The organism is Paractinoplanes rhizophilus (assembly GCF_042664765.1).
Taxonomy (GTDB): domain Bacteria; phylum Actinomycetota; class Actinomycetes; order Mycobacteriales; family Micromonosporaceae; genus Actinoplanes; species Actinoplanes rhizophilus.
In genome coordinates this window covers 817643-842498 of sequence record NZ_JBHTBJ010000001.1, presented here as the reverse complement: position 1 = coordinate 842498, position 24856 = coordinate 817643, and the positions used below count along the sequence as shown (strand labels likewise).

The 24856-nt window shown below is 73.2% G+C and carries 19 protein-coding genes; 9 read left to right on the top strand and 10 right to left on the bottom strand.

The window, feature by feature from the left end; all coding sequences use genetic code 11:
• Positions 1-12: 12 nt before the first annotated feature.
• From ACFQS1_RS03810 to ACFQS1_RS03795, 4 genes are all read left to right on the top strand, one after another.
• The gene (locus ACFQS1_RS03810; protein WP_378964582.1) at positions 13-4797 is read left to right on the top strand and encodes a DddA-like double-stranded DNA deaminase toxin; all 4785 of its coding nucleotides are present in this window, start codon (positions 13-15) and stop codon (positions 4795-4797) included.
• A gap of 115 nt (positions 4798-4912) precedes the next feature.
• Positions 4913-5452 carry a hypothetical protein gene (locus tag ACFQS1_RS03805; RefSeq protein WP_378964581.1) on the top strand — a complete coding sequence of 180 codons (540 nt, stop codon included), beginning with the start codon at positions 4913-4915 and terminating at the stop codon, positions 5450-5452.
• Positions 5453-5649: 197 nt separating this feature from the next.
• On the top strand, positions 5650-7902 hold the full coding sequence (gene lon / locus ACFQS1_RS03800; RefSeq protein WP_378964641.1) for an endopeptidase La: 2253 nt from the start codon (positions 5650-5652) through the stop codon (positions 7900-7902).
• Positions 7903-8036: 134 nt separating this feature from the next.
• Positions 8037-8858: a hypothetical protein gene (locus tag ACFQS1_RS03795; protein WP_378964580.1), complete on the top strand. Its 822-nt coding sequence runs from the start codon at positions 8037-8039 to the stop codon at positions 8856-8858.
• Here the strand turns inward: ACFQS1_RS03795 and ACFQS1_RS03790 are convergent.
• On the bottom strand, positions 8842-9828 hold the full coding sequence (locus tag ACFQS1_RS03790; RefSeq protein ID WP_378964579.1) for a quinone oxidoreductase family protein: 987 nt from the start codon (positions 9826-9828) through the stop codon (positions 8842-8844). The genes ACFQS1_RS03795 and ACFQS1_RS03790 overlap by 17 nt on opposite strands.
• Before the next feature lie 74 nt (positions 9829-9902).
• On the opposite strand from ACFQS1_RS03790, the gene ACFQS1_RS03785 reads away from it, so the two are divergent.
• Positions 9903-10226, top strand: a complete 324-nt coding sequence (locus tag ACFQS1_RS03785) for an ArsR/SmtB family transcription factor (protein ID WP_378964578.1) — start codon at positions 9903-9905, stop codon at positions 10224-10226.
• A gap of 66 nt (positions 10227-10292) precedes the next feature.
• Positions 10293-11561, top strand: coding sequence for a cation:proton antiporter (locus ACFQS1_RS03780; protein ID WP_378964577.1), 1269 nt, complete (start codon positions 10293-10295; stop codon positions 11559-11561).
• A gap of 29 nt (positions 11562-11590) precedes the next feature.
• On the opposite strand, the gene ACFQS1_RS03775 is transcribed toward ACFQS1_RS03780, so the two are convergent.
• From ACFQS1_RS03775 to ACFQS1_RS03760, 4 genes are read right to left on the bottom strand one after another with little or no spacing between them, the layout of a single operon-like run.
• Positions 11591-12403 carry a carbohydrate ABC transporter permease gene (locus ACFQS1_RS03775; protein ID WP_378964576.1) on the bottom strand — a complete coding sequence of 271 codons (813 nt, stop codon included), beginning with the start codon at positions 12401-12403 and terminating at the stop codon, positions 11591-11593.
• Positions 12397-13305 carry a carbohydrate ABC transporter permease gene (locus ACFQS1_RS03770; protein WP_378964575.1) on the bottom strand — a complete coding sequence of 303 codons (909 nt, stop codon included), beginning with the start codon at positions 13303-13305 and terminating at the stop codon, positions 12397-12399. Before ACFQS1_RS03770 ends, ACFQS1_RS03775 begins: the two co-directional genes overlap by 7 nt.
• Positions 13305-14576, bottom strand: coding sequence for an ABC transporter substrate-binding protein (locus ACFQS1_RS03765; protein ID WP_378964574.1), 1272 nt, complete (start codon positions 14574-14576; stop codon positions 13305-13307). Before ACFQS1_RS03765 ends, ACFQS1_RS03770 begins: the two co-directional genes overlap by 1 nt.
• Positions 14577-14594: 18 nt before the next feature.
• Positions 14595-15524, bottom strand: a complete 930-nt coding sequence (locus ACFQS1_RS03760; protein ID WP_378964573.1) for an N-acetylmuramic acid 6-phosphate etherase — start codon at positions 15522-15524, stop codon at positions 14595-14597.
• A gap of 187 nt (positions 15525-15711) precedes the next feature.
• Here ACFQS1_RS03760 and ACFQS1_RS03755 point away from each other — a divergent pair, with 187 nt between their 5' ends.
• Both ACFQS1_RS03755 and ACFQS1_RS03750 read left to right on the top strand, forming a co-directional pair.
• On the top strand, positions 15712-17400 hold the full coding sequence (locus ACFQS1_RS03755) for a serine hydrolase (RefSeq protein ID WP_378964572.1): 1689 nt from the start codon (positions 15712-15714) through the stop codon (positions 17398-17400).
• A 5-nt stretch (positions 17401-17405) separates the two neighbouring features.
• Complete coding sequence (locus tag ACFQS1_RS03750; protein WP_378964571.1) at positions 17406-18323, top strand: MurR/RpiR family transcriptional regulator; 918 nt, start codon at positions 17406-17408, stop codon at positions 18321-18323.
• Between the two features lie 32 nt (positions 18324-18355).
• On the opposite strand, the gene ACFQS1_RS03745 is transcribed toward ACFQS1_RS03750, so the two are convergent.
• The gene (locus ACFQS1_RS03745; protein WP_378964570.1) at positions 18356-19345 is read right to left on the bottom strand and encodes an N-acetylglucosamine kinase; all 990 of its coding nucleotides are present in this window, start codon (positions 19343-19345) and stop codon (positions 18356-18358) included.
• 209 nt (positions 19346-19554) lie between these two features.
• Between ACFQS1_RS03745 and ACFQS1_RS03740 the strand changes: the two genes are divergently transcribed.
• Positions 19555-20112, top strand: coding sequence for a hypothetical protein (locus tag ACFQS1_RS03740; RefSeq protein ID WP_378964569.1), 558 nt, complete (start codon positions 19555-19557; stop codon positions 20110-20112).
• An 18-nt stretch (positions 20113-20130) separates the two neighbouring features.
• On the opposite strand, the gene ACFQS1_RS03735 is transcribed toward ACFQS1_RS03740, so the two are convergent.
• The 4 genes from ACFQS1_RS03735 to ACFQS1_RS03720 are packed head-to-tail and all read right to left on the bottom strand — an operon-like array spanning position 20131 to position 24766.
• A complete protein-coding gene (locus ACFQS1_RS03735; protein WP_378964567.1) occupies positions 20131-20754 on the bottom strand; it encodes a TetR/AcrR family transcriptional regulator in 624 nt (207 codons plus the stop codon).
• 25 nt (positions 20755-20779) lie between these two features.
• A complete protein-coding gene (locus ACFQS1_RS03730) occupies positions 20780-22888 on the bottom strand; it encodes a heterodisulfide reductase-related iron-sulfur binding cluster (protein ID WP_378964566.1) in 2109 nt (702 codons plus the stop codon).
• Position 22889: 1 nt separating this feature from the next.
• Positions 22890-23960, bottom strand: coding sequence for an electron transfer flavoprotein subunit alpha/FixB family protein (locus tag ACFQS1_RS03725; protein ID WP_378964565.1), 1071 nt, complete (start codon positions 23958-23960; stop codon positions 22890-22892).
• Between the two features lie 20 nt (positions 23961-23980).
• Positions 23981-24766 (bottom strand): electron transfer flavoprotein subunit beta/FixA family protein, encoded by a 786-nt coding sequence (locus ACFQS1_RS03720; protein WP_378964564.1) that lies wholly within the window; start codon positions 24764-24766, stop codon positions 23981-23983.
• Positions 24767-24856 lie beyond the last annotated feature (90 nt).

The window sequence follows — 24856 nt, the reverse complement described above, 5'->3', positions numbered from 1 at the left end:
GGGCCCGCGAAAATGTTCAAGAGAATAGCGCCCGCGCTGGCGCTGGCAATGCTGTCCACAGTGGCCGCCGTGGGACTGGGCGCCGCTCCGAGCCATGCCGAGGCCGCGTCCTCGGCGAACACCGTTCCGTCCACGCTCGCCGAGGACTTCAGCTATCCGGGACAGGCGCCCGCCGAGGGCGTCCGGCTGGTCTCCGGCGACGGCAACATCGTGCAGGCCGCCTGCGCGTCCGGGCTCATCTCGGTCCGCACCGGCGCCGGCGACCTCTGCTTCCGGGTGCTGGGCCTGCCGGGCAACATCAGGCTCGAGGTCCCGTCCGTCAGCCAGATCACCGGCGACGGGCACGACATCGTGGCCCTGATCGAGCCCACCGGCTCCCTGCCGTCGTCGATCCACCTGAGCTCGGCGGCCATCACCCCGGTCGTCGGCGCCACCACCGACACGGTCCTGCAGCTCAACGCGGGCACGCCGTCCAGCCCCGCGAAGCCGGCCATCCGCTGGCCGAACTGGGACGTCGGCAACCTGCCCGACCGCGGCTGGTTCGGGCACACGAACTGGACGCAGATCCCGCGCTCGTTCGACGGCGAACCGGAGCGGGCGTGGTCCTGCCAGATGGGCGCGGAACTGCATCACGGCGGTCCGCGCTCGCAGGCCCTCGCCGCGTCGGCGCTGCTGCAGCCGACCGGTGACCCGGAGGACCTGGCCGCGGACTTCGAGGCCGCGCGGGACCTGGACACGGCCGACTATCCGCTGGGCGACGAGAGGCGGGCACCGCAGGAGGCGGCCTGGATCGCCCAGCTCGCGCCGCTGCCGGGCGCGGACGTGATCTCGCCGTCGTTCGGCTACCCGTCCGACGCCTTCCTCTGGCATCACGTCAACTTCGACCGGGTCTTCGACATCGTCCCGATGGCCAGCGACGCCACCACCGCCAAGGTGCGCGAGATCGTCACCGCGAAGGTGTCGACCGATCCGTTCCTGAAGGCGTACGCGGCGTACTGGGACGACGTCTTCCAGGCGTTCGGCGCGCCACCCGGCTACGGCGAGATCGCCGCGGTCGAGGGCCTGGCGAGCGTCACGGCCGACGACGCGCGCCGGTTCCTGCAGTACGGCGGCTTCCCGACGGCCGCCCCGGTCAAGGGCACGCCGGAGTTCCGGGTCGAGGTCGAGTCGGTCAAGGCGCGCTGGGCCTCCTGCGACATCACCAACCCGCCGGACCCGTACGGCGTGCTGACCGAGGTCGTCGCGACCGCCCAGGCCGAATGGAACGCCGAGCGCGACGCCCAAGCGGCCGACCGCAACACGATCGTCGACTCCCACATGGCCGCATGGGACGACATGCAGCAGGCCAACGAGGCCATGATCGAGTCGGTCGGGCAGGCGTGGGTCGCCGAGCGCGCCCTGGCCTGGCAGAAGCTGAAGCTCTCGACCGGCAAGCCGCTGACCACGGCCGAGCAGACCGCGCTCAACGCCGTGCTCAAGGGCGCGCAGGACCGCATCACCGCGCAGATCGCCCGGGCGAACGAGTACGTCGCCGCGGCGACCGCCGAGGGCGCGGACGCGGACGCGGCCCAGGCCGACGCCAACGCGAAGGCGACGGTCGCCGGATATCCGCTGGGCCGCGGGCTCACCTACGCGCACCAGTCGGTGCAGGTGACGAAGGCGCTGATCGGCGCGGCGACGTCCGCGGCGGCGGCGTCGGCCACCGCCTTGCAGGCGGCCAAGACGACGGGTACGACAAGCGAGGCGCTCTGGGCGCAGTCGCAGGCCGAGATGTACGCGGTGCAAGCGAAGTTCCGCCGGCAGGCGGCCGAGTACGCGCAGTACGAGGCACACCAGGCGGCCATCGCGGCGGCCGGCGAGGCGCAGAAGGCCAAGGCGGCGGCCGACCGGGCGCACCAGGACCGGCTGGACGCGGAGGCGGCCGAGGCGATCGCGAAGGACAAGGCCGCCGACGCGCACGCGAAGATGCTGGCGGCCAAGGCCGAGCGGGACAACGCGGCGGCCAAGCGGGCCGAGGCGGACCGGCAGCGGGGCAACGCGGCGGACGCGAAGACCCGGGCCGAGCAGCAGCGCGACATCGCGGTCGCCAAGCGCAACGAGGCCCAGGCCCAGGCCGGCGTGGCGTCCCGCAAGCGCCAGGACGCCGAGGCCGACGAGCGGTACGCGGCCGATCAGCGCAACATCGCGATCAACGCGGCGATCGCCGGGAACACGCTGGAGCAGCGGGCAGCGGCCGCCGAGGCGTACGCCGATGCCAGCGCGTCCAACGACAACGCGGCGGAGGCCCGGGCCCCGGCCACCGAGGCGCGGGCCGCGGCGAATGCGGCGACCAGCGCGGCCGGTAGGGCGCAGGCGGACGCCGACGAGGCGACCGCGGCGGCGGTGGCGTCCCGCAAGGCGGCCACGGAGGCGAAGGCGGCCGCCGATCGGGCGGATGCCAACGCCGACGCGGCCGAGGCGGATGCCGCGGCCACCGCGGCGCAGTTGCGGACCGCGCAGGCGGCGGCCGCGGATGCGATCTCCGCGTCGAAGGAGGCCGCCGCGGCGGTCGTGGCCGCGCAGCAGCAGGCGGCCACCGCCGCCGCCAAGGCGCAGGAGGCCCGGGACCAGGCCGAGCAGGCCCGGGTGCAGGCGAACCTGTCGCTGAGCGCCAGCGCCGACGCGCTGGGCCGGGCCACCGCGGCTGCCGATCAGGCGGCCGCGACCCGGGACGCCGCGCTGCGCACGTTCGCGGCGGCGGATGAGACGGTGGCGATGGGCGAGCCGTTCGCGCAGACCGACACGTCCGCGGGCATGGCCGTGCTGGTCGGCATGGACGCGAAGACCATCGCCGAGCAACAGTCCGCGGCCGCCGACGCGCGGGGGGCCGAGGCGGCCCGGGCCGCGCAGGCCGCGCACGACGCGGCGGCCCAGGCCGATGCCGACGCGAAGGCGGCGGCGGAGGCCGCGGCGCAGGCGGCCGACGACGCTCTCGCCGCGCAGCAGAGCGTCAAGGCCGCCGCGGCCGAGGCGAAGCGGGCGGCGCAGGAGGCGTCGCTGGCGGCGGCTTCGGTGGCGCGGACGGCGCAGTACAACGCCAACGCGCAGGCGGACGCCGCGACGGCGGCCCGCTACGCGGCCGAGGCCATCAGCGAGGCCGACGCCGCCTGGGACGCCGCCGACGAGGCCGAACGCGACGCCGCGGCGGCTCATGCCGCGGCCGACCAGGCGTCTGCGGCGGCCGCGGACGCCCGGGCCGCCGCGGACCAGGCCGAGAAGGACGCCGAAGCGGCGGAGGCTGCCGCTCAACGAGCGCTGGAGGACGCGCAGGACGCGCAGAACGCCGCGGCGCTGGCCGAGAAGAACGCCGATGCCATCGCGCGCGGCGAGCTCGGGGTCAGCTCGCCGACGGGCGAGGCCGGTGTGCAGGCGATCCCGCACGTGCAGGCCGAGATCATCAGCCAGACGCCGATCGTCTGCCCGCCGCTGAGCAACTCCCGGTTCTGCGAGACCGAGGTCACGTTCCGCATGGTCGGCACGATGGACCTGGTGCTGGTCACCTGCCCGGACATGCAGCAGACCTACTGCCCCGGGCAGGAGGTCACCGACCTGCTCAGCACCGTGCCGGTCAACGACCCGCCGGAGAAGAGAACGGTCCAGCTGGACCGCAGCGATGTCCTCAACATCTTGAAGAAGGTCCTCGGGTCGCTGGTCAGCGACTACGTCACCTGTTTCAAGGGCGTCACGGTCGACAACGGCCACCTCGACGGTGGCGAGGTCAAGGACTGGGCGACCGCGTGCGCCTGGGTCGTGGCCGACTTCGTGCTGCCGGCGGTGGTCACCAAGACCGCCCGTGCCATCAAGGCCGTGCGTATCGCGATGCGCACCGGCGTGGGCCTTCGCGAGGCGTACGAGGAGCTGCGGCTCGCCGGTGTGTCCGCCGGCACGATCGCGAAGGTCGAGAGCGAGATGTACGAGGCGGTGATCCGCCTCTGCGGCGGACACAGCTTCGCGGCGGACACGCCGGTGGCGCTGGCCGGGGGCGGAACACGCCCGATCAGTCGGCTGGCAGTCGGCGACCTGGTGCGGGCCACCGACCCGGTCACCGGGCACATGCGGGCCGAGCCGGTCACCCGGCAATGGGTCAACCAGGACACCGACCTGACCGATGTCACGGTGCGCGATGCCGCCGGCAACACGAGCGTCGTGCACACCACGCCGCACCACCCGTTCTGGGCGGACGGCTGGGTCGACGCCGAGGACCTGACCGAGGGCGACCAGCTGACCGGGGGAGCCACGGTCGAGTCTGTCCGCACCTACCAGGGTGCGGAAGCCATGTACGACCTCACGGTCGACGAGGTGCACACGTACTACATCGGGGCCGGCGGCGCCGATGTCCTGGTGCACAACGTCAGCTGCCCGGCCTGGGTCACCCGGGCCTTGCAGGCGCTCAAGGGCAAGCGGCTCACCACCGGGCAGATGTTCGACGACCAGGGCAACCCGGTATTTGTGGAGATGACCAGTGGCGCCGACTCGTCGACGCCGCTCATCGACGACTTCCTGGCCAGGTCACCGGACATCTCGGGCGGGCCGTGGTCGGCTGCCAAGGACACCGAGACGAAGTTCGCCTGGTGGCTGCGTACCAGGGAGGGCCCCGGCACGTACGACGTGGTCATCAACAACCCCAAGGGCCCGTGCACGCCGAACGGCTGCCAGCAGCTCGTCCCGGTGATCCTCAAGCCGGGCCAGATCATGCGTGTCTGGTATGGGGACGCGCCGGAGTTCGTCTCGCTGGTCGGCCGGTCGACGGTGCCCTGATCGGCGTCGCCGTGCGGTCATAGCGAACCGGAAGCGCGCGCCGTCCGGGCGGCGTGCGCTTCCACCGCGCGATCGGCGAAGATGTTCCTCCGGCAACGAGATGGTGTGGAGCGGAATGACGATCTGGGAAGTAATGGCGGACGCCGACCGGGAACGATGGACGTATGTGCCGTCGGTCAGTGTCGGGCCGCTGCGCTTCGGGATGAGCCCCGCCGAGGCGGCCGCCGCAATGGCGGGTTTCACCGCGACCCTCACCCCGATTCGGCCCGACAACGTCCTGCGGGCCGAGTTCCGCCGGGCCGCGGAACCGCCGTCGTCCCGCGGTGCGCTGGCGGCCTATTTCGTCGAATCCGACAGCCTCTTCTGCGTCGTGGTGGACGCTCAGTCGGGGCCTCAGGTCACTATCGACGGTGTCGAGTTGGTGGGCCGCGTGCCGTCGCGCGTGGAGGCTCAGCTCCTCGAGCTCATGACGGCGCGGGGCTTCACCCTGCGGTACCAGTGGGAGGGCAACCCGGAGGCCGAGGAACTGGGCCTGAGCATGCGCGTGCAACGAGCCGGTGACGTCGTCCTGACGCGTCCGGTCTTCGCGGTCTTCGGCGATCGGGCCGCCACGTTCTGGGACATCATGCCGAGCGACGAGCTGAAGGTCCATTGATCACACCGGCGGAGAGGGCGGCCGCTCAGGCGCTCGGTGCGAGGCGGTAGTCAGAATCATGTTCGCTCGCAGTGAACGCCGGAAGATCGGGCGGCCGGCCGCGGTTGAGTCGGCCGTACTCAACTTCTGGAGGTGCCCCGGTGGCGAGCAAGAGACTTCCCGTGCTGTTCCTCGACGACATCGTCCTGCTGCCGGGCATGGTCGTCCCGATCGCGCTGGACGAGGCCGCCCAGGCCGCCGTCGACGCGGCCCGCACCTCGGCCGGCTCCGAGCTGCTCATCGCCCCTCGGCTCGAGGACCGCTACGCCACCCACGGCGTGGTGGCGAGCGTCAAGCAGGTCGGCAAGTCCCGCGACGGCTCGCCGGCCGCGGTGCTGCGCACCGGCGTGCGCGCCCGCATCGGCAGCGGCGTGACCGGGCCGGGCGCCGCGCTGTGGGTCGAGGCCGAGCCGGTCGACGCCGGCGCCCCGGGCGAGCACGTCCGCGAGCTGGCCGCCGAATACAAGCAGCTGGTGATCTCGGTGCTGGAGCGCCGCGAGGCGTGGCAGGTCATCGAGTCGGTCAGCGCCATCGACGACCCCGGCGACCTGGCCGACACCGCGGGCTGGGCGCCGTACCTGTCCACCGACCGCAAGCGCGAGCTGCTGGAGACCCCGGACGTCGAGGCGCGGCTGCGGCTGCTCATCGAGTGGACCAAGGACTTCCTGGCCGAGTCCGAGGTGAGCGACACGATCGAGAAGGACGTGCGCGAGTCGGTCGAGAAGCGCAACCGCGAGTACCTGCTGCGCGAGCAGCTCAAGGCGATCCGCAAGGAGCTGGGCGAGGGCGAGGCCGACGGCACCGACGACTACCGCGCCCGGGTCGAGGCGGCCGACCTGCCCGACGCGGTCCGCGAGGCCGCGCTGCGCGAGGTCGGCAAGCTTGAGCGGGCCGGCGACCAGAACCCCGAGGCGGGCTGGATCCGCACCTGGCTGGACACGGTGCTGGACCTGCCCTGGAGCGTCCGCACGACCGACGCCACCGACCTCACCGCCGCCCGCGCGGTGCTCGACGCCGACCACCACGGCCTGGACGAGGTCAAGGAGCGCATCGTCGAGTACCTCGGCGTCCGCGCCCGCCGCGAGTCCCGTGGCCTGACGGTCGTCGGTGGCCGAGGGTCCGGCGCGGTGATCCTGCTGGCCGGGCCGCCCGGCGTCGGCAAAACCTCGCTCGGCGAGTCGGTCGCGCGCACGCTGGGCCGCAAGTTCGTCCGGGTCGCCCTGGGCGGCGTGCGGGACGAGGCCGAGATCCGCGGCCACCGCCGTACGTATGTCGGGGCCCTGCCCGGGCGCATCGTGCGCGCCATCCGCGAGGCCGGCTCGATGAACCCGGTCGTGCTGCTCGACGAGGTCGACAAGGTCGGCAGCGACTACCGTGGCGACCCGGCGGCGGCGCTGCTGGAGGTGCTCGACCCGGCGCAGAACCACACGTTCCGCGACCACTACCTCGACCTGGACCTGGACCTGTCCGACGTGCTGTTCATCGCCACCGCGAACGTGCTGGAGACGATCCCGCAGGCGCTGTTCGACCGGATGGAGCTGATCTCGATCGACGGCTACACCGAGAGCGACAAGGTCGCCATCGCCCGTGACTACCTGGTGCCCCGGCAGCTGGAGCGGGCCGCGCTGTCGCCCGGCGAGGTGACGGTGACCGAGGAGGCGCTCCGCGAGATCGCCGCCAACTACACCCGGGAGGCCGGCGTCCGGTCGTTCGAGCGGCTGCTGGCCAAGGCGTTCCGGAAGGTGGCACTGCGCGAGCTACCGGCCACGGTGGACGCCGCCGGCCTCAAGGAGCTGATCGGCCGGCCGCGGTTCACCCCGGAGTCGTCCGAGCGCACCGCGGTCCCCGGCGTCTCCACCGGCCTCGCCGTGACCGGGATGGGCGGCGACGTGCTCTACATCGAGGCGTCGCTGCTGCCCGGCGACAAGGGCGGGCTGTCGGTCACCGGCCAGCTCGGCGACGTGATGAAGGAGTCGGCGCAGATCGCGCTCTCGTACGTGCGGGCCCACGCCGAGGAGCTCGGCATCTCGCCGGAGCAGCTGGACCACCCGATCCACCTGCACGTGCCCGAGGGCGCCGTGCCCAAGGACGGGCCGTCGGCGGGGGTCACGATGACCACCGCGCTGGTCTCGCTGCTGCTCGGCCGCAACGTGCGGGCCGAGGTCGGGATGACCGGCGAGGTCTCGCTGACCGGCCGGGTCCTGCCGATCGGCGGGGTCAAGCAGAAGCTGCTCGCCGCCCAGCGGGCCGGGCTCACCGAGGTGTACCTGCCCAAGCGCAACGAGCCCGACCTCGACGAGGTCCCGGCCGACGTGCTGGACGCGCTGACCGTGCACATCGTCTCCGACGTACGCGAAATCCTCGCCACCGCCCTGGAGCCGGTCGCCACCGCCGTCGCCGCCGCGGCCTGACGCCTGCGTCGAGGGGCACGCCCGGCCGCCTGCCACCGCCCGCCGGCGGTGACCGGCGGCCGGATCCGTGTCGCCGCCCGGCTGGACCGAACGGATGATGCCCGCCGTTTCCTCTACCTATATAGAGTTCCCGCATGCTTACGCTGCGCGGCGTGCTTCACCTGCTCGTGGTGCTGGTCGCGCTGCTGGCGATGCTGGTCTGGATCGCCACCATCGACTATCCGCCGCTGGCCGCCATCCTGTACGTGGTCGTGCCGATCCTGGCCGGGGTGAGCTGGCAGGCGCGGCGGGCGGGCATGCTCGGCCCGACCGGCGACGGCGTCGCGGCCTGGCTGCTGCGCGCCGGCGGTTATTTGATCGCCGCCGGCATCGTGGCGGTGTCCCTCGCCCATGCCCATCTGGCGACGCTGGAAGCCGCCGACGCCGGTGCCGGCGTTCTCGGACTCACCACGATCACGGGCAGCTTTCTGATCGGGCTGGCGGTGGTGAGCGCGAAGCGCTCGGCGGCGACCGCGTGGGTGCTGGTCATCGGGTTCGGCGCCGGCCTGGCCGCGACCGTGGGGTGGCTGATCGTCGTGCTGGCCGACCCGCCGATCCCGGCCTCGGTCGGCTGGGCGCTGACCGCCACCGGCCTGGCCGCCGTCGTCGCCGTCCTGGCGGGCGCCGGCCGCTCCGACAGCACCGCGGGCGCCCTGCTCGCCGGGCTGCTCGCCGTGACGACGGCCATGGGGCTGATCTTCGTCGCCGTGCTGCTGCTGGCGCACTGGGGTCCGGACCGGCTCATCCCGGACATCACCCCGCACGCGCTGCCCGGCTACCGGATCAGCGAGAGCCGGATCGAGCTCGTCGACCCGTACGTTCTGATCTTGTTCCTCAGTGCGGTCGCGGCGACCGCGCTGGGCCTCGCCGCGGTGGTCACCCGCCGGCCGGTCGCCGGCGTCAGCCGACCTCGATGACGTATTTTCCCTTGCCGGCGCCGTCGGCGAGGGCCTGCTGGGCCTCCGGCGCGGCGGCCAGGCCGGAAAGGATCGTCGGGTCGGCGGTCGCCCGGCCGTCGGCCAGCAGGCCGAGGGCGGTGCTCATCGCGGCGGCGACCGTCGCGGGCTCGGCGGCGGAGAGCGCCTCCAGGCTGAAGCCGCCCACGGACGCGTTGCGGCGATACAGCGAGCCCGTGGGCGGGAGCGCGGCGAGCGCCGCGCCGGAGGCGTTGCCGAACAGGATGACGCGGCCGGCCGGCGCGAGCATCGCGAAGTCCTGATCGAGGTACGTGGTGCCCTGCGGGTCGAGCACGATGTCGGCGCCCCGGCCGCCGGTCGCGGCCCGGGCCTCGTCGGCCAGCGTGTCGCCGCGGACCAGCACGTCGGGGTAGCCCGCGTCGTGCGCGGCGGCGACCCGCGCGGGCGCGCCGACGGCGCCGATCAGGCGTGCTCCGCTGCGGACGCGGGCGACGTCGGCGAGGGCCCGTCCGACCGCCCCGGCGGCGCTGTGCACGACGACCACGTCGCCGGCGCGCACCCGAGCGACGTGGTCGTGCAGCAGGACGGCGGTGGTGAGCGCGCCCGGGACGGTGACGGCCGCGGCGGCGTCGAGCCCCGCGGGCAGCCCGACGGTGAGCGCGGCGTCGGCGAGGGCGATCTCGGCCAGGCCGCCGTTGTTGGTCAGCGCCACCACCTGGTCGCCGACCCGGTGCGCGGTCACCCCGCGACCGGTCCCGACGACGGTTCCGGTGATCTCGAGGCCGGGGACGAACGGCCACCGCGTGACGTATCCGGGGTCGCCCCGGCGGGCCATGACGTCCTTGAAGTTGATGCCGGCGTACGCCACGCGGACGGCCAGCTGCCCGGGACCGGGCGCGGGCGTGGCGAGCTCGGCGACGCGGGTGGCGCTGGTGTCGGATGCGGGGCGGTCGAACACGAGGGCCTGCATGGCTAGACTTCCTTTCGACAATCATCGAAGGTCTGCACCGGACCTTACCTTCGACGACCATCGAAAGAGCCGTGATGCCCGCTACACCTCGCCCGCCGCTGGTCCATCCGGACGCGAGCTCGCTGAGCCTCGTCGCCGTGCTGCACGCGCTGGCCGATCCCACCCGGCTGACGATCGTGCGGACGCTGCGCGCCGACCCGGAGCGGGCGTGCGGCACCTTCCCGGTCAGCGTCGCGCCGTCGACGCTGAGCCATCATTTCCGCGTGCTGCGCGAGGCCGGCGTGATCCGCCAGCGCGACGAGGGCAACCGGCGGTGGACGACGCTCCGGCTGGCCGACCTGGACGCCCGGTTCCCGGGCCTGATCGACGCGGTGCTGGCCACCCCGCCCGACGAGTAGCGGGCGCCGGCCGCTTCGCCGGCGAGGACAGGTATGCCGCGCGCCCCGAGCGGGCAGTTGTGGGCTGTGCAGAAATCAGACGTGGTGTTCGCGGTCGTCGGCGTCGGGGCGCTGCTCGCCGGCATTCTCCCGCGCCTGCTGGAACGGCGGCCGCTGTCGATGCCGATCGCCTTCCTCGGTCTTGGCATGCTCGCGTTCGGATTGCCGATCGGCCTGCCCGACGCCGACCCGCTGGCCCATCCGGAGGTCGCGGAGCACCTCACCGAGGTGGGCGTGATCGTCGCGCTGATGGGTGCCGGGCTGAAGATCGACCGGCCGCTCAGCCGCACGGGCTGGGCGTCGACCTGGCGGCTGCTGGCGATCGCCATGCCGGTCACCATCGCCGCGGTCGCCCTGCTCGGCTGGTGGTGGGCCGGGCTCGTGCCGGCCGCGGCGCTGCTGCTGGGCGCCTCGCTCGCGCCCACCGATCCGGTGCTCGCCTCCGACGTGCAGGTCGGCGAGCCCACCGACGAGGAGGACTCCGAAGACGAGGTGCGGTTCGCGCTCACCTCGGAGGCGGGGCTCAACGACGGGCTGGCGTTCCCGTTCGTCTACGCGGCCATCGCGATGGCGAGCACGGCCGGGCTGGGCTGGATCGGTGAATGGGTGTGGCAGGACCTCGTCTACAAGATGGTGGTCGGCATCGGCGGCGGCCTGCTCGTCGGAAAATTGCTGGGCTGGCTGTTCTTCCGGCCGCGCGCCGAGGCCCTGCGCCTGGCCCGGCATTCGGAGGGGTTCCTGGCTCTGGCCGCGACATTTCTCGCGTACGGCGTCGTCGAGGTGGCCGGCGGCTACGGCTTCCTCGCGGTGTTCGTCGCCGCCCGGGGCATCCGCGCGGCCGAGCGCTCGCACGATTACCACCAGGTGCTGCACGACTTCGCCGAGCAGGTCGAGCGGCTGCTCACCGTACTCCTGCTGCTGTTGTTCGGCGGCGCGGTGGTGGGCGGGCTGCTCAAGCCGCTCACCTGGCAGGCGGTCCTGGTCGGGCTGGCGCTGATCCTCGTGGTCCGGCCGCTGGTCGGGTTCCTGTCGCTGCGCGGGGCGCCGGGGCACGCCGCCGAGCACGGGGTGATCGGCGCGTTCGGGATCCGGGGGATCGGCTCGTTCTACTACCTGTCGTACGCGCTGACCCACGCGGCCTTCCCGGACGCCGATCTGATCTGGGCGACCATCGGCTTCGTCGTGCTGGTGTCGGTGGTGCTGCACGGCGTGGCGGTCACGCCGGTGATGCGGCTGCTGGACCGGGCGAACGAGCGCACCGGCGGCCCGGGCCGGTCGCCCGCCGCCACCGGGTAGGGCGGAGGGGAGCGCGGTCGGCCGGATCGCTAACGGCTCATGCCGGCGGTCAGGCCGGCCACGATCTGCTTGGTCGCCACCAGGAACAGCACCACCAGCGGCACGGTGGCGATCACCAGACCGGCGAACAGCGCCGACCAGTTCGTCTGGAACTCGCCGAAGAACTGGGTGAGGCCGACCGGCAGCGTGTACCGGTCGGTCGTGCGCAGCAGCACCAGCGGGAAGAAGAAGTCGTTCCACAGCGGCACGAACCGGAAGACGACCACCGTCGCGATGGCCGGCTTGACCAGCGGGACCATGATGCGGGCGAAGAGCCGCAGCTCGCCCGCGCCGTCGATGCGCGCCGCCTCCTCCAGCTCGCGGGGCAGCCCGCGGAAGAACGCCGACATGATGAAGACCGAGAAGGGCACGCCGGCGCCCGCGTACACCAGCACCAGCCCGAGCCGGGAGTCGACCATGCCGAGGCTGCCGAGCAGATAGAAGATCGGCAGGATGCCGAGCCGGATCGGCAGCATCAGGCCGGCCAGGAAGTACGCGATCAGCACGCCGCTGCCGCGGAAACGATAGCGGCCCAGCGCGTACGCGGCGGGCAGCGAGACCAGCACGTCCAGCGCGACGGCGCCGACCGTCACCAGGACCGAGTTGCGCACGTACGTGGAGAACGAGGCCTGGGTCCACGCGGTCGAGTAACTGCCGAAGTCCAGCGTGCTCGGCAGCCCGAGCGGGTCGGAGAGCACCTCGGTGTTGGGCCGCAGCGAGTCGAGCACCATGACGATCAGCGGGACGAGCGCGACCGCCGCGTACGCCCACAGGATCAGGTATCCGGCGAACCTCTTCACCACAGCGTCGCTTCCCGGCGGCGGACGACCCGGTTGGCCACCACGGCGATGCCGAATGTGAACAGGAACAGCAGCGCGGCGAGCGCCGAGGACTGGCCGATCGCATTGGAGCCGCCCTCCTGGAACGCGACGCGGTAGAAGATGAGCCCGAGGACGTCGGTGGCGCCGCCCGGCCCGGTGGGCTGGTTGCCCTGCGCGCCGGACAGCGAGTAGACGAGCTCGAAGGTGTTCATCGAGCCGATGAACGTCAGGATCGAGACGACGCCGATCGCCGGGAGCAGCAGCGGCAGCGTCACCTTACGGAACCGCTGCCAGGCGCCCGCCCCGTCGACCCGGGCGGCCTCGCCGTACTCCGGCGGGAGGCCGGCCAGCGCCGCCCCGAACAGCAGGATCGGGAAGCCGATGTACTGCCACGCGTTGACCAGGATCACCACCGGCAGCGCGGTGGCCGGGTCGCCGAGCCACGGCCGGGCCAGCGAGCCCAGCCCGGCCGCGTCCAGCCCGGCGTTGACCGGGCCGAAGGTGGGGCTCAGCAGCAGGCTCCACAGGTATCCGACGACCAGCCCGCCGATCAGGTACGGCACCGTGTAGACGGTGCGCAGGAACCGCCGGGCGGCCGGCAGTTCGAACAGCAGCACCGCGATCAGCAGGCCGAAGGTGTTCTGGACGACCATCGTGCCGGCGAAGAACGCCATGGTGTGCCAGAACGCCGGCCACAGCTGCTGGTTGAGCGGGAACGTGGTGAACAGGCTGGTGAAGTTGTCCACGCCGGCGAACCCGCCCCGGGCCGTGCCCCGCCATCGCCAGAAGCTGTCGGCGAGCGCCGACACCAGGGGATAGACGGTGAACACGGTGTAGAGCAGGAACGCCGGCAGCAGGAACCAGACGGCCACGCGCCATTTCATCAGGGTTTGAACCACTGCGCGACGCCGTTCTGGATGTCCCCGGCGACCTGGGCCGCGGTCTGCTGGCCGAGCAGCATCTTCTGCAGGCCGGCCGCCTGCAGGTCGCTGCCGAGCGGCGTGCCGTAGCGGAAGTCGACCAGCATCAGGTACGGCGTCGGATCCTTCTGGTACGCCTGGACCATCTGGCTCAGCAGCGGGTCGCTCGACTGCACGCCCTTGACCAGCGACACCTGCTTGAGGTCGTCGGCCACCAGCTGCCCGAACTCGGCGGTGGACATCCACTCGAGCAGCTCCAGCGCCTCCTTCTGGTGGGCCGACTTCGTGTTCAGCCCGTAGGACGCGTCCACCCAGCCCACCTGCAGCGGCCGGTCCACCAGCGCGCCCGGCGTCGGCGGCGCGTTGAAGACGCCCAGGTTGAGCTTGGGATTGATGGCCTTGAGCGGGGCGAGCGCGAAGGAACCCTCCGGAATCATGGCGGCCTTGCCGGTGGCGAAGAGCGTCTGCGCGTCGGCCTCGCCGAGAGCCATCAGGTCCTTGGGGAAGAAGGGCTTCAATTCATTGAGTACGCCCAGCGCGGCGACGTACTCGGGGTCGGTGAACTTCGCCTGTCCGGCCAGGAGTTTCTTCTCGAAGTCCGGCCCGCCGTAGCGGGTGGCCGCGAACGTGTCGTCGTACAGCGGCAGCAGCCAGGTGTCCTTGCCCGCCGCCGCGAACGGGGTGACGCCGCCGGCCTGCAGCGTCTTGGCCGCCGAGATCATCTGATCCCAGGTCGTCGGCGGCTGCAGCTGGTGCTTCGCGAAGATGTCCTTGTCGTAGTAGATCTGGAAGGTGGACATCTCCAGCGGCACGCCGTAGACCTTGCCGTCCTTCTTGCCGCGGATGCCGTCGAGCGAGGCGGTCTCGAAGTTCGACAGTCCGGCGACCTTGCCCTCCAGCGGCACCAGGTTGCCCGCCTCGATCAGTGGCTGCGCCCCGCCGTACGCGCGAAGTTGCGCCACGTCGGGGCCGCCGGCCTGGGTCAGGCCGGTGGAAAGAATGGTGTTGTACTCGGTGGATTTGTACGGCTTGAAGTCCACGGTGATGTGCGGGTGCGAGTCGTGGAACTTGGCGAAGATCTGCTTGTAGACGGCCGCGTCCTCCGGCCGCCACGACCAGACCGACAGGGTGACGTCACCGTCGTCGTCTCCGGAGGATCCCGTCGCGGTGCAGGCGGCGGTGGCGGCCATCAAGGCCGCGACCGCGAGAACCGCGAATCCGTTGCGCGCTCTCATCTGTGTGCCCTTTCGCAGTCAGCTTCTCCGTCCGGCGAGCGCCAGCGCCTGCCGCACCGCGCCGCCCGACTCGGCCAGCGCCCGGCGTGCCGCGTCGACCGGGATCTCGGCCAGCAGCGACACCAGCGCCACCCGGCCGTCGCCGCCGGCCCGCTCGGCCGCCTCGGCGCAGACCCGGGGATCGAGCCCGGTCGCCTCGACCAGGATCCGGACCACCCGGCCGCGCAGCTTGGCGTTGCGGGCGCCGACCGCGACCATCAGGTTGGAGAACGTCCGGCCGGTCCGGATCATCAGCGCGGTCGAGAACGCGTTGAGCAGCATCTTCTGCGCCGTGCCGGCCTTCATCCGGGTGGACCCGGCGACCACCTCCGGCCCGGTGGCGACGCCGGCGTGCACGTCGACCTCCGCGCCGAAACTCGCCGCCGGATTGGCGGAAATCAATATCGTACGGGCGTCGCGCGCGCGTGCCGCCCGCAACGCGCCGATCACGTACGGCGTGCGCCCGCTCGCCGTCAGGCCGACCGCCACGTCCCCGGGCCGCAGCCCGGCGGCGTCGGCGGCGCCGCTCGCCTCGTCGTCCTCGAGGTTCTCGATCGGCCGGCCCACCGCCTCGGTGCCGCCGGCGTGATGCGCGACGACCTGGGACGGATCGGTGCCGTACGTCGGGATCAGCTCGGCCGCGTCCATCAGCGCGATGCGGCCCGACGTGCCGGCCCCGAAGTAGTGCACGCGATGCCCGGCGCGCAGCGCCTCGGTGGCCAGGTCGACCGCCTCGGCCAGCGCGGGCAGCACGGCCCGGACCGCGCCCGCCACCTTGGCGTCCTCGTCGTTGATCATGCGCAGCACGTCGAGGGTGCCGGCGAGGTCGATGCCGACCGTGTCGGGGTTGCGCTCCTCGGTGGGGGCGACCACCCAGGGCGAGGCGGCGGGGGGATCGATCGGCGGCACGATAGAAACTTTCCACCATTCGCATCGATGCGTCAATAACTTACCAACGGGCCCGGCCGGCGGGTAACGTCCGCACTCACTCCGATCGGATCCCGCTACGGGGGCCCGCGGGTGGGCGTCGCGGATCCGGGTGCCGGCGACGCCCATCCGTGCGGGCCACGCCGCCCGCGGAAGGAGCGATGCGCCGATGATGTCCTGGCTCTTGACCGCCGCCGTGGCCGCCGCCCTGACGCCGGCGCCGCCCGCCGTGACCGCGGCCGACATCCACTTCACCCCGGGGCAGACCGTCCGGTACGGCAGCGCGGTGGAGGCCGGACTGATCCCCGGGTACGTGCACCGGATCGCCGGCGACATCGCCGCCTACACCAGCCCGTCGCCCACCTACCCGGAGTACGCGGGAGCGGTGGTCCTGGCCGCGCACAACGGCATCGTGGTCGCCCACGAGACGACCGGCTACGCGTTGCGCTACGCCGACGACAAGCCGACCGAGCTGCCGCCGGACCAGTGGATCCCGATGCGCCGGGACACCATCTTCGACATCGCCTCGATGACCAAGCTGTTCACCTCGATCGCCGCGGTCCAGCTCATCCAGGCCGGGCGCATCGGCCTCGACTCCCCGGTGGCCGATTACCTCCCGGCGTTCGCCGCCAACGGCAAAGGCGCCATCACCGTACGCAATCTGCTCACCCACACGTCGGGGCTGCCCCCGGACCCGGACCCGTCGCTGTGCGCCTATGCCACCGACGACGAGCGCTGGGCCGCCGTCTACGCAGTCGCGCCGACGGCGCCGCCGGACACGACCTATGTCTACAGCGACCTGAACATGATGACGCTCGGCCGGGTCGTCGAGGTGGTCACCGGGCAGACTCTCGACCGGGTGGTGGCCCGGCGCATCACCGGGCCGCTGGGGCTGACCGACACGATGTTCAACCCGCCCGCGTCGCTGCGGCCGCGGATCGCCGCCGAGGAGTATCAGCCCTGGACCGGCCGGGGGATCGTGTGGGGCGCCGTGCACGACGAGAACGCGTACTGCCTCGGCGGCGTCTCCGGGCACGCCGGCGTCTTCTCGACCGCGCGGGATCTGGCCGTGCTCGCCCAGACCATGCTCAACGGCGGGCGGTACCGGCACGCGCGGATCCTCTCCGAGCCGGGCACCCGCCTGCTGTTCACCAACTTCAACGAGGCGTACGCCGGGCACGCGCACGGCCTCGGCTTCGAGCTCGACCAGCGGTTCTACATGGACGCGCTCAGCTCGCCGGTGACCGCGGGACACACCGGGTACACCGGCACCTCGATCGTCGTCGACCCGCTGTCCCACTCGTACGTCATCCTGCTCAGCAACCGGGTGCACCCCAGCCGGAACTGGGGCAGCAACAACCCGGCCCGCCGCGCGGTCGCGCGCGACCTCGCGCTCGCCCTGCCGGTCCGGCCGGTGTCCGGCCGGACCGCGTGGTTCTCCGGGGCCGCCGACGCCACCACCTCGACGCTGACCGTGCCGGTGAGCGGCGCCCGCCTCGCGTTCGACCTCTGGTACGACACCGAGGCGACCGACGTGGGCTACCTGGAGTCGTCCGCCGACGGCGGCGCGTCGTGGCAGCTCGTGCCGTTCGCGCTGCGGGCCGGCGCCGACCGGTGGGCCACCGACGGCACGTTCTCCGGTTTCGCGGGCCGGCGGTGGCTGTCCGCGTCGGCCACCCTGCCGGCCGGGGCGACCGAGTTCCGCTGGCGCTACACGACCGACCCGGCCTATCAGGGGCGCGGGGTCCGCGTCGACGGCATCCGGGTGCTCGGCCCGCACGGCACGGTGTTCGACGACCGCCGCCCGGCGGACGCGGCCCGGGTGCGGCTCGACGGATGGGAGTCTCGGCTACGTTGAGCGCCATGGCCCGTACGCGTAAGACCGCTCCGCCGCGCTCGGCGACCGCGACCGCCGTGCACATCCGCGCGTTGCTGCCGAGCCTGCAGCCGTCGATGCGGCAGGTGGCCGAGCGGGTGCTGGCCGACACCACGGCCACGGCCGGCCTGACGGTCACCGAGCTGGCGGTCGCCTCCGGGGTCTCCGAGGCGACCGTGGTCCGGTTCTGCAAGGCGATCGGCTTCGCCGGGTATCCGCAGCTCCGGCTGGCCCTGGCCGCCGAGGCCGGGCGGGCCGAGGGCGCCGACCGCAACGGGCGCGAGATGGACACCGACATCCAGCGCGGCGACGACCTCGCCCGGGTGGTCGAGAAGATCGCCTTCGCCGACGCCCGCGCCGTCGAGGAGACCGGCGCCCAGCTCGACATCGTCGCCCTCGGGCGGGTCGTCGAGGCGTTGGTCCGGGCCGAGCGGGTCGACCTGTACGGGGTGGGCGCCAGCGCGTTCGTCGCTCTCGACTTCCAGCAGAAGCTGCACCGCATCGGCCGGGTGGCGTTCGCCTGGCCGGACACCCACGTCGCGCTGACCAGCGCGGCCCTGCTGCGGCCCGGCGATGTGGCGATCGGGATCTCGCACACCGGCACCACCACCGACACCGTGGACGCGCTGACCGAGGCCCGCTCGCACGGCGCCACCACCGTCGCGCTGACCAACTTCCCGCGCTCGCCGATCGCCCGGGCCGCCGAGCACGTCCTCACCACGGCCGCCCGGGAGACCACGTTCCGCTCCGGCGCCACCGCGAGCCGGCTCGCCCAGCTGACGGTGGTGGACTGCCTGTTCGTGGGGGTGGCCCAGCGGACGTACGACCGGACCGTCGCGGCCCTGGACGCCACCCGGGCCGCGGTCGGCTCCCGCCACCGGCCGACGCCGCGCCGGGCCCGCTAGGTCCCCGACGCCCCGGCCGCGCCACCGGCCGGCTAGCTCGACTCCTGCCCGAGGAGTGCGTGGACCTCGGCGAGCCGCTCGTCCGGCCACTGCGGGCGGAGGCTTCGCACCGCCAGCCAGGCGGCCCCGGCGATCCCGTCGGCCGGGGTCAGCACCTCGCCGCCGAACCGCTCGGCGATCAGGCGCCGCACGCGCCGGCCGACCGGAGCGTCCGGCTCGCGCACCACGCTGCCGTTGAGCACCAGCGGATCGGCGTCCCGGGGCCCGCGGATGTCGCCGACCAGCCGGACCAGCCGAGCGGCCGCGTCGTCGCAGATGGCGGCGGCCACCGCGTCCCCGGCCGCCTCGGCCTCGACCACCACCGGCGCCAGCGCGGCCAGCTCGACGGGCGGCCGGGCCGCGACCGCGCGGATCAGCCCGGACCGCAGCCGGTGCGCCGGGTCGGCCGGCGGCGCGGCGAGCAGCCGGGCGGTGACCGCGCCGGCCAGGGCGGTCGCCGGTCCGGTTCCGCCGATCGCGGCGATGGCCGCGCGGACCGCCTCGCGCCCGATCCAGTACGCCGACCCCTCGTCGCCCAGCAGCCAGCCCAGTCCGTCGGCGGTCGCGGCGGTGCGGCGGTCGCGGATCCGTACGGCCATGGCGCCCGTGCCGGCCAGCAGAATCGTGCCGTCGGGGTGGGGAGTGGCCGAGCAGAAGGCCACCTCGGCATCGCCGACGAACACCGGCCGGGCGGTGACCCCGGCCGCGGCCAGCGCGCCGGCGAAGGCTTGCGCGGCCCGCTCGTCGTCGAGCGTCGCCCGCCCGGCGACGCCGATGACGACGGCCCGCACGGCGCCCGGCTTGAGCCCGGACAGGGCCAGCCGGGCCGTCGCGCCGAGCTCGGCGGCGGCCCGTCGCACCCCGTGCGTGGTGGGGTTGCCGCCGGCGCCCGCCACCGTGGCCAGCCGGGCTCCGGCGCTGGTCGCCACCGTGAGGCGGGTCGAGGTGCCACCGAGGTCGGCCCCGATCACCAGCTCGTCCATGGATGTGATGTTCCCTTCGGCCGGCGGGAGCGTCGACCAGCAGGCTACGTCGTCGATGGCTCCGCGCTCCGGCGTGCCGCGGTGATCGGCGGCATAGGTAGAACGTTCGGTCTTGACAGGGTCGGGCTCGGCCGTCATCGTTAGCCGAGACAGAACGTTCGTTCTCCCACGTGCCGCCGGGTTCGGTCCGCGGCCGCGAAAGGATCGCCATGGCCACCCTCGCCGCACCCGGCATCTCGACGACGGCGGCTGCCCTGCGCCGGCTGTACTTCGTCCGCTTCGCGTTCGCCCTGGTCTGGGCGGTCGTGATGCTCCCGCTGGCCGAGCACCTCGACCCGCTCACCGGCACGCTGCTGGTGATCTATCCGTTGTTCGACGTGGCCGCCGCCGTCGTCGACGCCCGCGCGTCGCGGGCCACCGGGTCGCCCGTGCTCCTGTACGTCAATGTCGCGGTCAGCACGCTCGCCGCGGCCGGGCTGGCCGTCGCCGCCGCCTCCGGCGTCCCGGCGGTGCTGCGGGTGTGGGGCGCCTGGGCGGTCGTGGCCGGGCTGGTGCAGCTGGTCGTGGCGGTGCCCCGCCGCCGGATGGGCGGCCAGTGGCCGATGATCGTCAGTGGCGGGATCTCGGTGCTGGCCGGCGGATCGTTCATCGCCGCCGCGGCCGCGGACGACCCGGCGCTGACCAGCGCGGCCGGCTACGCCATCCCCGGCGCCGTCTTCTTCCTGATCGCCGCCATCCGGCTGGGCCGCGCGGCGAAGAACAACTGACGCGCCGGACAGCGCCGCTCAGCCGGCTGGTTCGGCCGGGCGGCGCTCGCCGTGCACCCGGACCAGGCCCTCGATGCCCTGCCGGAATGTCTCGGCCACCAGCGCCGGGTCGAAGAGGCAGCCCGCCGCCATGGCGCCGTCGCGGAGCATCGCGAAGTGCCGCGCGGCCGCATCCGACGAGTCCTCGGCGACCTGCGCCAGCAGCGTACCGAGCGTGTCGAGGAACCATTGCCGGTGGGCGATGATCTCCCGGTGCACGGGATGGGCGGCGTCCGGATACTCGGCCGCGGCGTTGAGGAACGCGCATCCCCGGAAGCCGGGGGACTGGATGGTGCGCGCGACGAAATCGGCGATCGCCAGCAGGCCGCCGGCCGGCGAGGGATGGGCGGCGATGGCCGCCTGGATCGCGCCGCGCTCCATCCGGTGGACCTCGCGCAGGTACGTCAGCACGAGGTCTTCCTTGCCCGGGAAGTGCCGGTAGAAGGTGGCCCGGGTGACCTTTGCCTCGGCGATGATCCGGTCGACGCCGGCCTGGTGGATGCCCTCGGCGTAGAAGATGCGGGTCGCGGTGCTCAGCAGCCGCTGCCGCGCTGCGGAGGGCCGGGTCTCCGAAGGCCGGGTCTCGGGTTCGCGGTGCGCCATGCGCCCACCTTAGCGGATAGAACGTTCAGTCTACGGCGCGGATCGAGCGCAGCAGCACCCGCGAGACGTCGACGACCTGGAGCTCGTCGGGGGCCTTGCCCTGCTGTTTGCGGACGGCGGCGCCGTCGGTGAGCATGACGATGCAGAACGGGCAGGCCGCGGTGATCAGCTCCGCGCCGGTGGCGATCGCCTCGTCGGTGCGGGTCTCGTTGATGCGTACGCCGATCGTCTCCTCCATCCACATCCGGGCGCCGCCGGCGCCGCAGCAGAACGACGTCTCGCGGTTGCGGGGCATCTCGGTGAGCCGGACGCCGGGGACACCGCCGAGCAGGTCGCGCGGCGGCGCGAAGACGCGGTTGTGCCGGCCGAGGTAGCAGGGGTCGTGGTAGGTGACCGCGGCGTCGACCGGGCGCACCGGCACCAGCTTGTTCTCCGCGACCAGGCGGGACAGCAGCTGGGTGTGGTGCAGGACCTCGTAGTCGCCGCCGAGCTGCTTGTACTCGTTGCCGAGCGCGTTGAAGCAGTGCGCGCAGGTGACCACGATCCGCTTGGCGCCGGCGGCGTCGAGGGTCTCGACGTTCTGCTTCGCCAGCTCCTGGAACAGCAGCTCCTGGCCCAGCCGGCGGGCGGCGTCGCCGGTGCAGGTCTCGGCGCCGCCCAGCACCATGAACTCAACGCCGGCCTCGTGCAGCAGCTCGGCCACCGCGCGGGTGGTCTTCTTGGCGTTCTCGTCCAGCGCGCCGGCGCAGCCGACCCACAGCAGATGGTCGACGTCCGCGGGCAGGGTCTGGCCGTCGCCGAGGACGCGTACGTCGAAGGGGAGCCCGGCCGTCCACTCCAGCCGGGCCTGCGCGCCCCGGCCCCACGGGTCGCCGCTGCGCTCCAGGTTGCGCAGCAGCGTGTGGGCCTCCTTGGGGAACTGCGACTCGATCAGGACCTGGTATCGCCGCATGTCGACGATGTGGTCGACGTGCTCGATGTCGACCGGGCACTGCTCGACGCAGGCGCCGCAGGTCACGCACGACCACAGCACGTCCGGGTCGATCACCCCGCCCTCGTCGGCCGTGCCGACCAGTGGGCGCTCGACCTCGGCGAGCACATCCTTGGGCAGCGCCGCCCGCTGCTCGTCCGAGCCGGCCAGCAGGTAGGGCGCCTTGGCCATCGCGTGGTCGCGCAGCCCCATGATCAGCAGCTTGGGGTTCAGCGGCTTGCCGGTGTTCCAGGCCGGGCACTGCGACTGGCAGCGACCGCACTCGGTGCAGGTGCCGAAGTCGAGCATGCCCTTCCAGGTGAAGTCCTCGATGACCCCGCGGCCAATCTTGTCGTCCTCGCCGGGGTCCTCGAAGTCGACCTCTTTGCCGCCGGAATACACCGGCAGCAGCGGGCCCAGCGCCCGCGGGCGGCGGGAGAACGCCACGTTGAGCGGCGCCAGGAAGATGTGCAGGTGCTTCGAGTAGAGCACGAGCACCAGGAAGCCCAGCACGATCCCGAGCGAGGCCAGCAGCCCGGCCGTCTCCAGCACGTCGTTGGCGGTTGCCCCCAGCGGCGCCAGCAGACGGGCGACGGCTTCCGAGGCAAAGGCGCCTTGGGCGTACGGGAAAACGCCGTTGTTGATCTGTGCCCCTCGGTACAGAAGCAGGGTCCACATCACGTTGAAGATCATGAAAAGGACCAGCCAGGCGGGTCCCAGATGGGAGCCGTAGAACCGGGACCGGCGGCCCTCGCGCTCGGGGCGCTGGGTCAGGCGCAGGACGGCGAACACGGCCAGGCCGGCGAGCACCGCCACGACGAAGAGGTCCTCGAGGAACCCCAGCCAGGCCTGGGTGCCGATCAGCGGGATGTGGAAGTCACGCTGGAACAGAGCGCCGAAGCCCTCCACGATCGTGGCGAGCAGGATCGTGAAGCCCCAGAAGACGGCGAAGTGCGCCACCCCGGGAACGGTCCACTTCAGCAGCTTGCGCTGGCCGAGAACCTCCGTCGCCACCGCCTCGGAGCGCTTGCCCACGCCGCTCGTGCGGCCCGGTTCGACCGGCTGCCCCGAGCGCGCCAGACGGTAGAGCAGGAACGCACGGCGACCGGCCACGGCGAGCGCGACCGCCGTGATCACCAGGCCGAGCACGAGTCGCAGGACCACGCTATTCCTCCGCAATCAGGGGTAGGGCCCGCCGCCGTTCGATCTCGGCGAGCAACTCCGGAACGACCTGGTGCACGTCGCCGACCGCGCCGAGGTCGGACAGCCGGAAGATCGGCGCCTGCGGGTCGCTGTCGATCGCGACGACCGTGCCGGCGCCGCGCATGCCCGCGCGGTGCCGCAGCGACCCGGAGATGCCCAGTGCCAGATAGAGGCTGGGATGGACCACCTGCCCCACCTGGTCGACCTGCATCTGCGGCGGGCACCAGCCCTGCTCGGCGGCGGCGTGCGACCCGGCCGGCACCCCGTCCAGCGCCGCGGCGAGCCGCCGGACCAGCTCGAACCCCTCGGCGGAGCCGACACCGCGGCCGCCCGCCACGATCACCGCGGCGGTCGACAGGTCGCGCGGACGCGCGCGGTGCCGGGCGACCTGCCGGACGGCGCGCACGCTCCGCGGAAAGGTCAGCCGCACGGTGGTGACCACCGGTCTCGCCGGCGCCGGGGCCGGGGTGATCGCGACGTGCTCGGTCCGCACCGCGAGCACGGGGACGCCGCGGACCACGCTGGACTCCACCCGCCACGCGCCGCCCTGCACCGACTGGACGGCGACCGGGCCGTCGGGGCCCGCGGTCACGTCGACGACGTCGCTGAGAAACCCGGAGTCCAGGCGCACCGCGACGCGCCCGGCGATCTCCAGGCCGTCGCGGTCGGCGGCGACCAGGATCGCGGCGGGCCGGTGCCGGGCCAGCCGGACCAGCATCTCGACCCGGGCGGCCACCGGGTGCTCGTCCATCTCGGGCGCGGTTGCCGCGTAGATCGTCTTGGCGCCGAAGCGGCCCAGCGTGGCCGCGCTCGCCGGGCCGCCGGCCACCGTTCTTGGCGTGCGGGCCTGTGTCGCCCCGTTCTTCCCGCCGCCGGTCACCGTCGCCGGCGTGCCGGCGCGGGCCCGCGTAGTCCCGTTTGCCGGGGCGCCGGCCACCACCGCCGGCGTGCCGAGGCGGCGGGCGAGGGTGAGCAGCGCGCACGTGGCGCGGGCCGCCCGGCCCGGACCGGCCAGAACCAGGACCTCCGCCATGCGTGCCTCCCGCCCTCGGCCTACAGGAACTGGCGCTCGGCCAGGAAGTCGGCGAGGCGGATCGCCACGCTGGTCGGGTCGCCCATGGCGAGCGCGTCGGGCCGGCCGCCCGAGCGAGGCGTCGCCGCGCGGACGACGCACGCCGAGCCGGCCAGGCCCACCTCCGCCGGATCGATACCGAGCGTGTCCAGCCCCCAGACGGCGATCGGCTTGTCCCGGGCGTCGAAGCGGGAGACGTACCGCGGGTAGTGCGGCTCGCCGCACCGCTCGGTCACCGAGATCACCATCGGCGGCGCGGCGACGAACACCCGCCGGTCGCCGCACCCGTCGTCCCGGTGGATCTCGACCTTGCGCTCGCGCACCAGCAGCCGGTCGGCGAAGCAGAGGGCCGGCACGCCCAGGCGCTCGGCGACCATGGCCGGCACCGCCGACATCCCCGAGTCGGCCGAGGTGGCGCCGCACAGCACCAGGTCGAACCCGAGGCGGCGGACCGCGGCGGCGAGCACCCGGGAGGTGGCCAGCGCGTCCGACCCGTGCAGCGCCTCGTCGCGGATGTGCACGGCCGCATCGGCGCCCAGCACGAGCGCGGTGCGGAGGGCGTCGGCCGCGCCGGGCGGCCCCATGGTGACCGCGGTGATCTGGACGTCGCGCCGGCGCACCGCCACCTGGAGGCTCTGATCGACGGCGCACCAGTCGGCGGCGTTGAGCCCGCACGGGCCGGCGTCGCGGATCACGGTGAGGTCGGGCGCGAAGGACAGGCCGTCGTCCGTGGACGGCACCTGCTTGACGAGCACCACGATCCGCATCGCGTGGACCTCCCGGCCGGCCCCGCACACGGGGCTGAACGAGAGTTTAGGGCGATCGTTGTCGATCTGGCCAGAGCCGCGGCGTCCCGC

Excerpts from the sequence above, each read along its gene's own strand:
- ACFQS1_RS03810 (WP_378964582.1), top strand. The coding sequence starts at position 13 with ATGTTCAAGAGAATAGCGCCCGCGCTGGCGCTGGCAATGCTGTCCACA.
- ACFQS1_RS03805 (WP_378964581.1), top strand. The coding sequence starts at position 4,913 with ATGACGATCTGGGAAGTAATGGCGGACGCCGACCGGGAACGATGGACG.
- lon (WP_378964641.1), top strand. The coding sequence starts at position 5,650 with ATGGTCGTCCCGATCGCGCTGGACGAGGCCGCCCAGGCCGCCGTCGAC.
- ACFQS1_RS03795 (WP_378964580.1), top strand. The coding sequence starts at position 8,037 with ATGCTTACGCTGCGCGGCGTGCTTCACCTGCTCGTGGTGCTGGTCGCG.
- ACFQS1_RS03790 (WP_378964579.1), bottom strand. The coding sequence starts at position 9,828 with ATGCAGGCCCTCGTGTTCGACCGCCCCGCATCCGACACCAGCGCCACC.
- ACFQS1_RS03785 (WP_378964578.1), top strand. The coding sequence starts at position 9,903 with ATGCCCGCTACACCTCGCCCGCCGCTGGTCCATCCGGACGCGAGCTCG.
- ACFQS1_RS03770 (WP_378964575.1), bottom strand. The coding sequence starts at position 13,305 with ATGAAATGGCGCGTGGCCGTCTGGTTCCTGCTGCCGGCGTTCCTGCTC.
- ACFQS1_RS03765 (WP_378964574.1), bottom strand. The coding sequence starts at position 14,576 with ATGAGAGCGCGCAACGGATTCGCGGTTCTCGCGGTCGCGGCCTTGATG.
- ACFQS1_RS03755 (WP_378964572.1), top strand. The coding sequence starts at position 15,712 with ATGATGTCCTGGCTCTTGACCGCCGCCGTGGCCGCCGCCCTGACGCCG.
- ACFQS1_RS03750 (WP_378964571.1), top strand. The coding sequence starts at position 17,406 with ATGGCCCGTACGCGTAAGACCGCTCCGCCGCGCTCGGCGACCGCGACC.
- ACFQS1_RS03745 (WP_378964570.1), bottom strand. The coding sequence starts at position 19,345 with ATGGACGAGCTGGTGATCGGGGCCGACCTCGGTGGCACCTCGACCCGC.
- ACFQS1_RS03740 (WP_378964569.1), top strand. The coding sequence starts at position 19,555 with ATGGCCACCCTCGCCGCACCCGGCATCTCGACGACGGCGGCTGCCCTG.
- ACFQS1_RS03735 (WP_378964567.1), bottom strand. The coding sequence starts at position 20,754 with ATGGCGCACCGCGAACCCGAGACCCGGCCTTCGGAGACCCGGCCCTCC.
- ACFQS1_RS03725 (WP_378964565.1), bottom strand. The coding sequence starts at position 23,960 with ATGGCGGAGGTCCTGGTTCTGGCCGGTCCGGGCCGGGCGGCCCGCGCC.
- ACFQS1_RS03720 (WP_378964564.1), bottom strand. The coding sequence starts at position 24,766 with ATGCGGATCGTGGTGCTCGTCAAGCAGGTGCCGTCCACGGACGACGGC.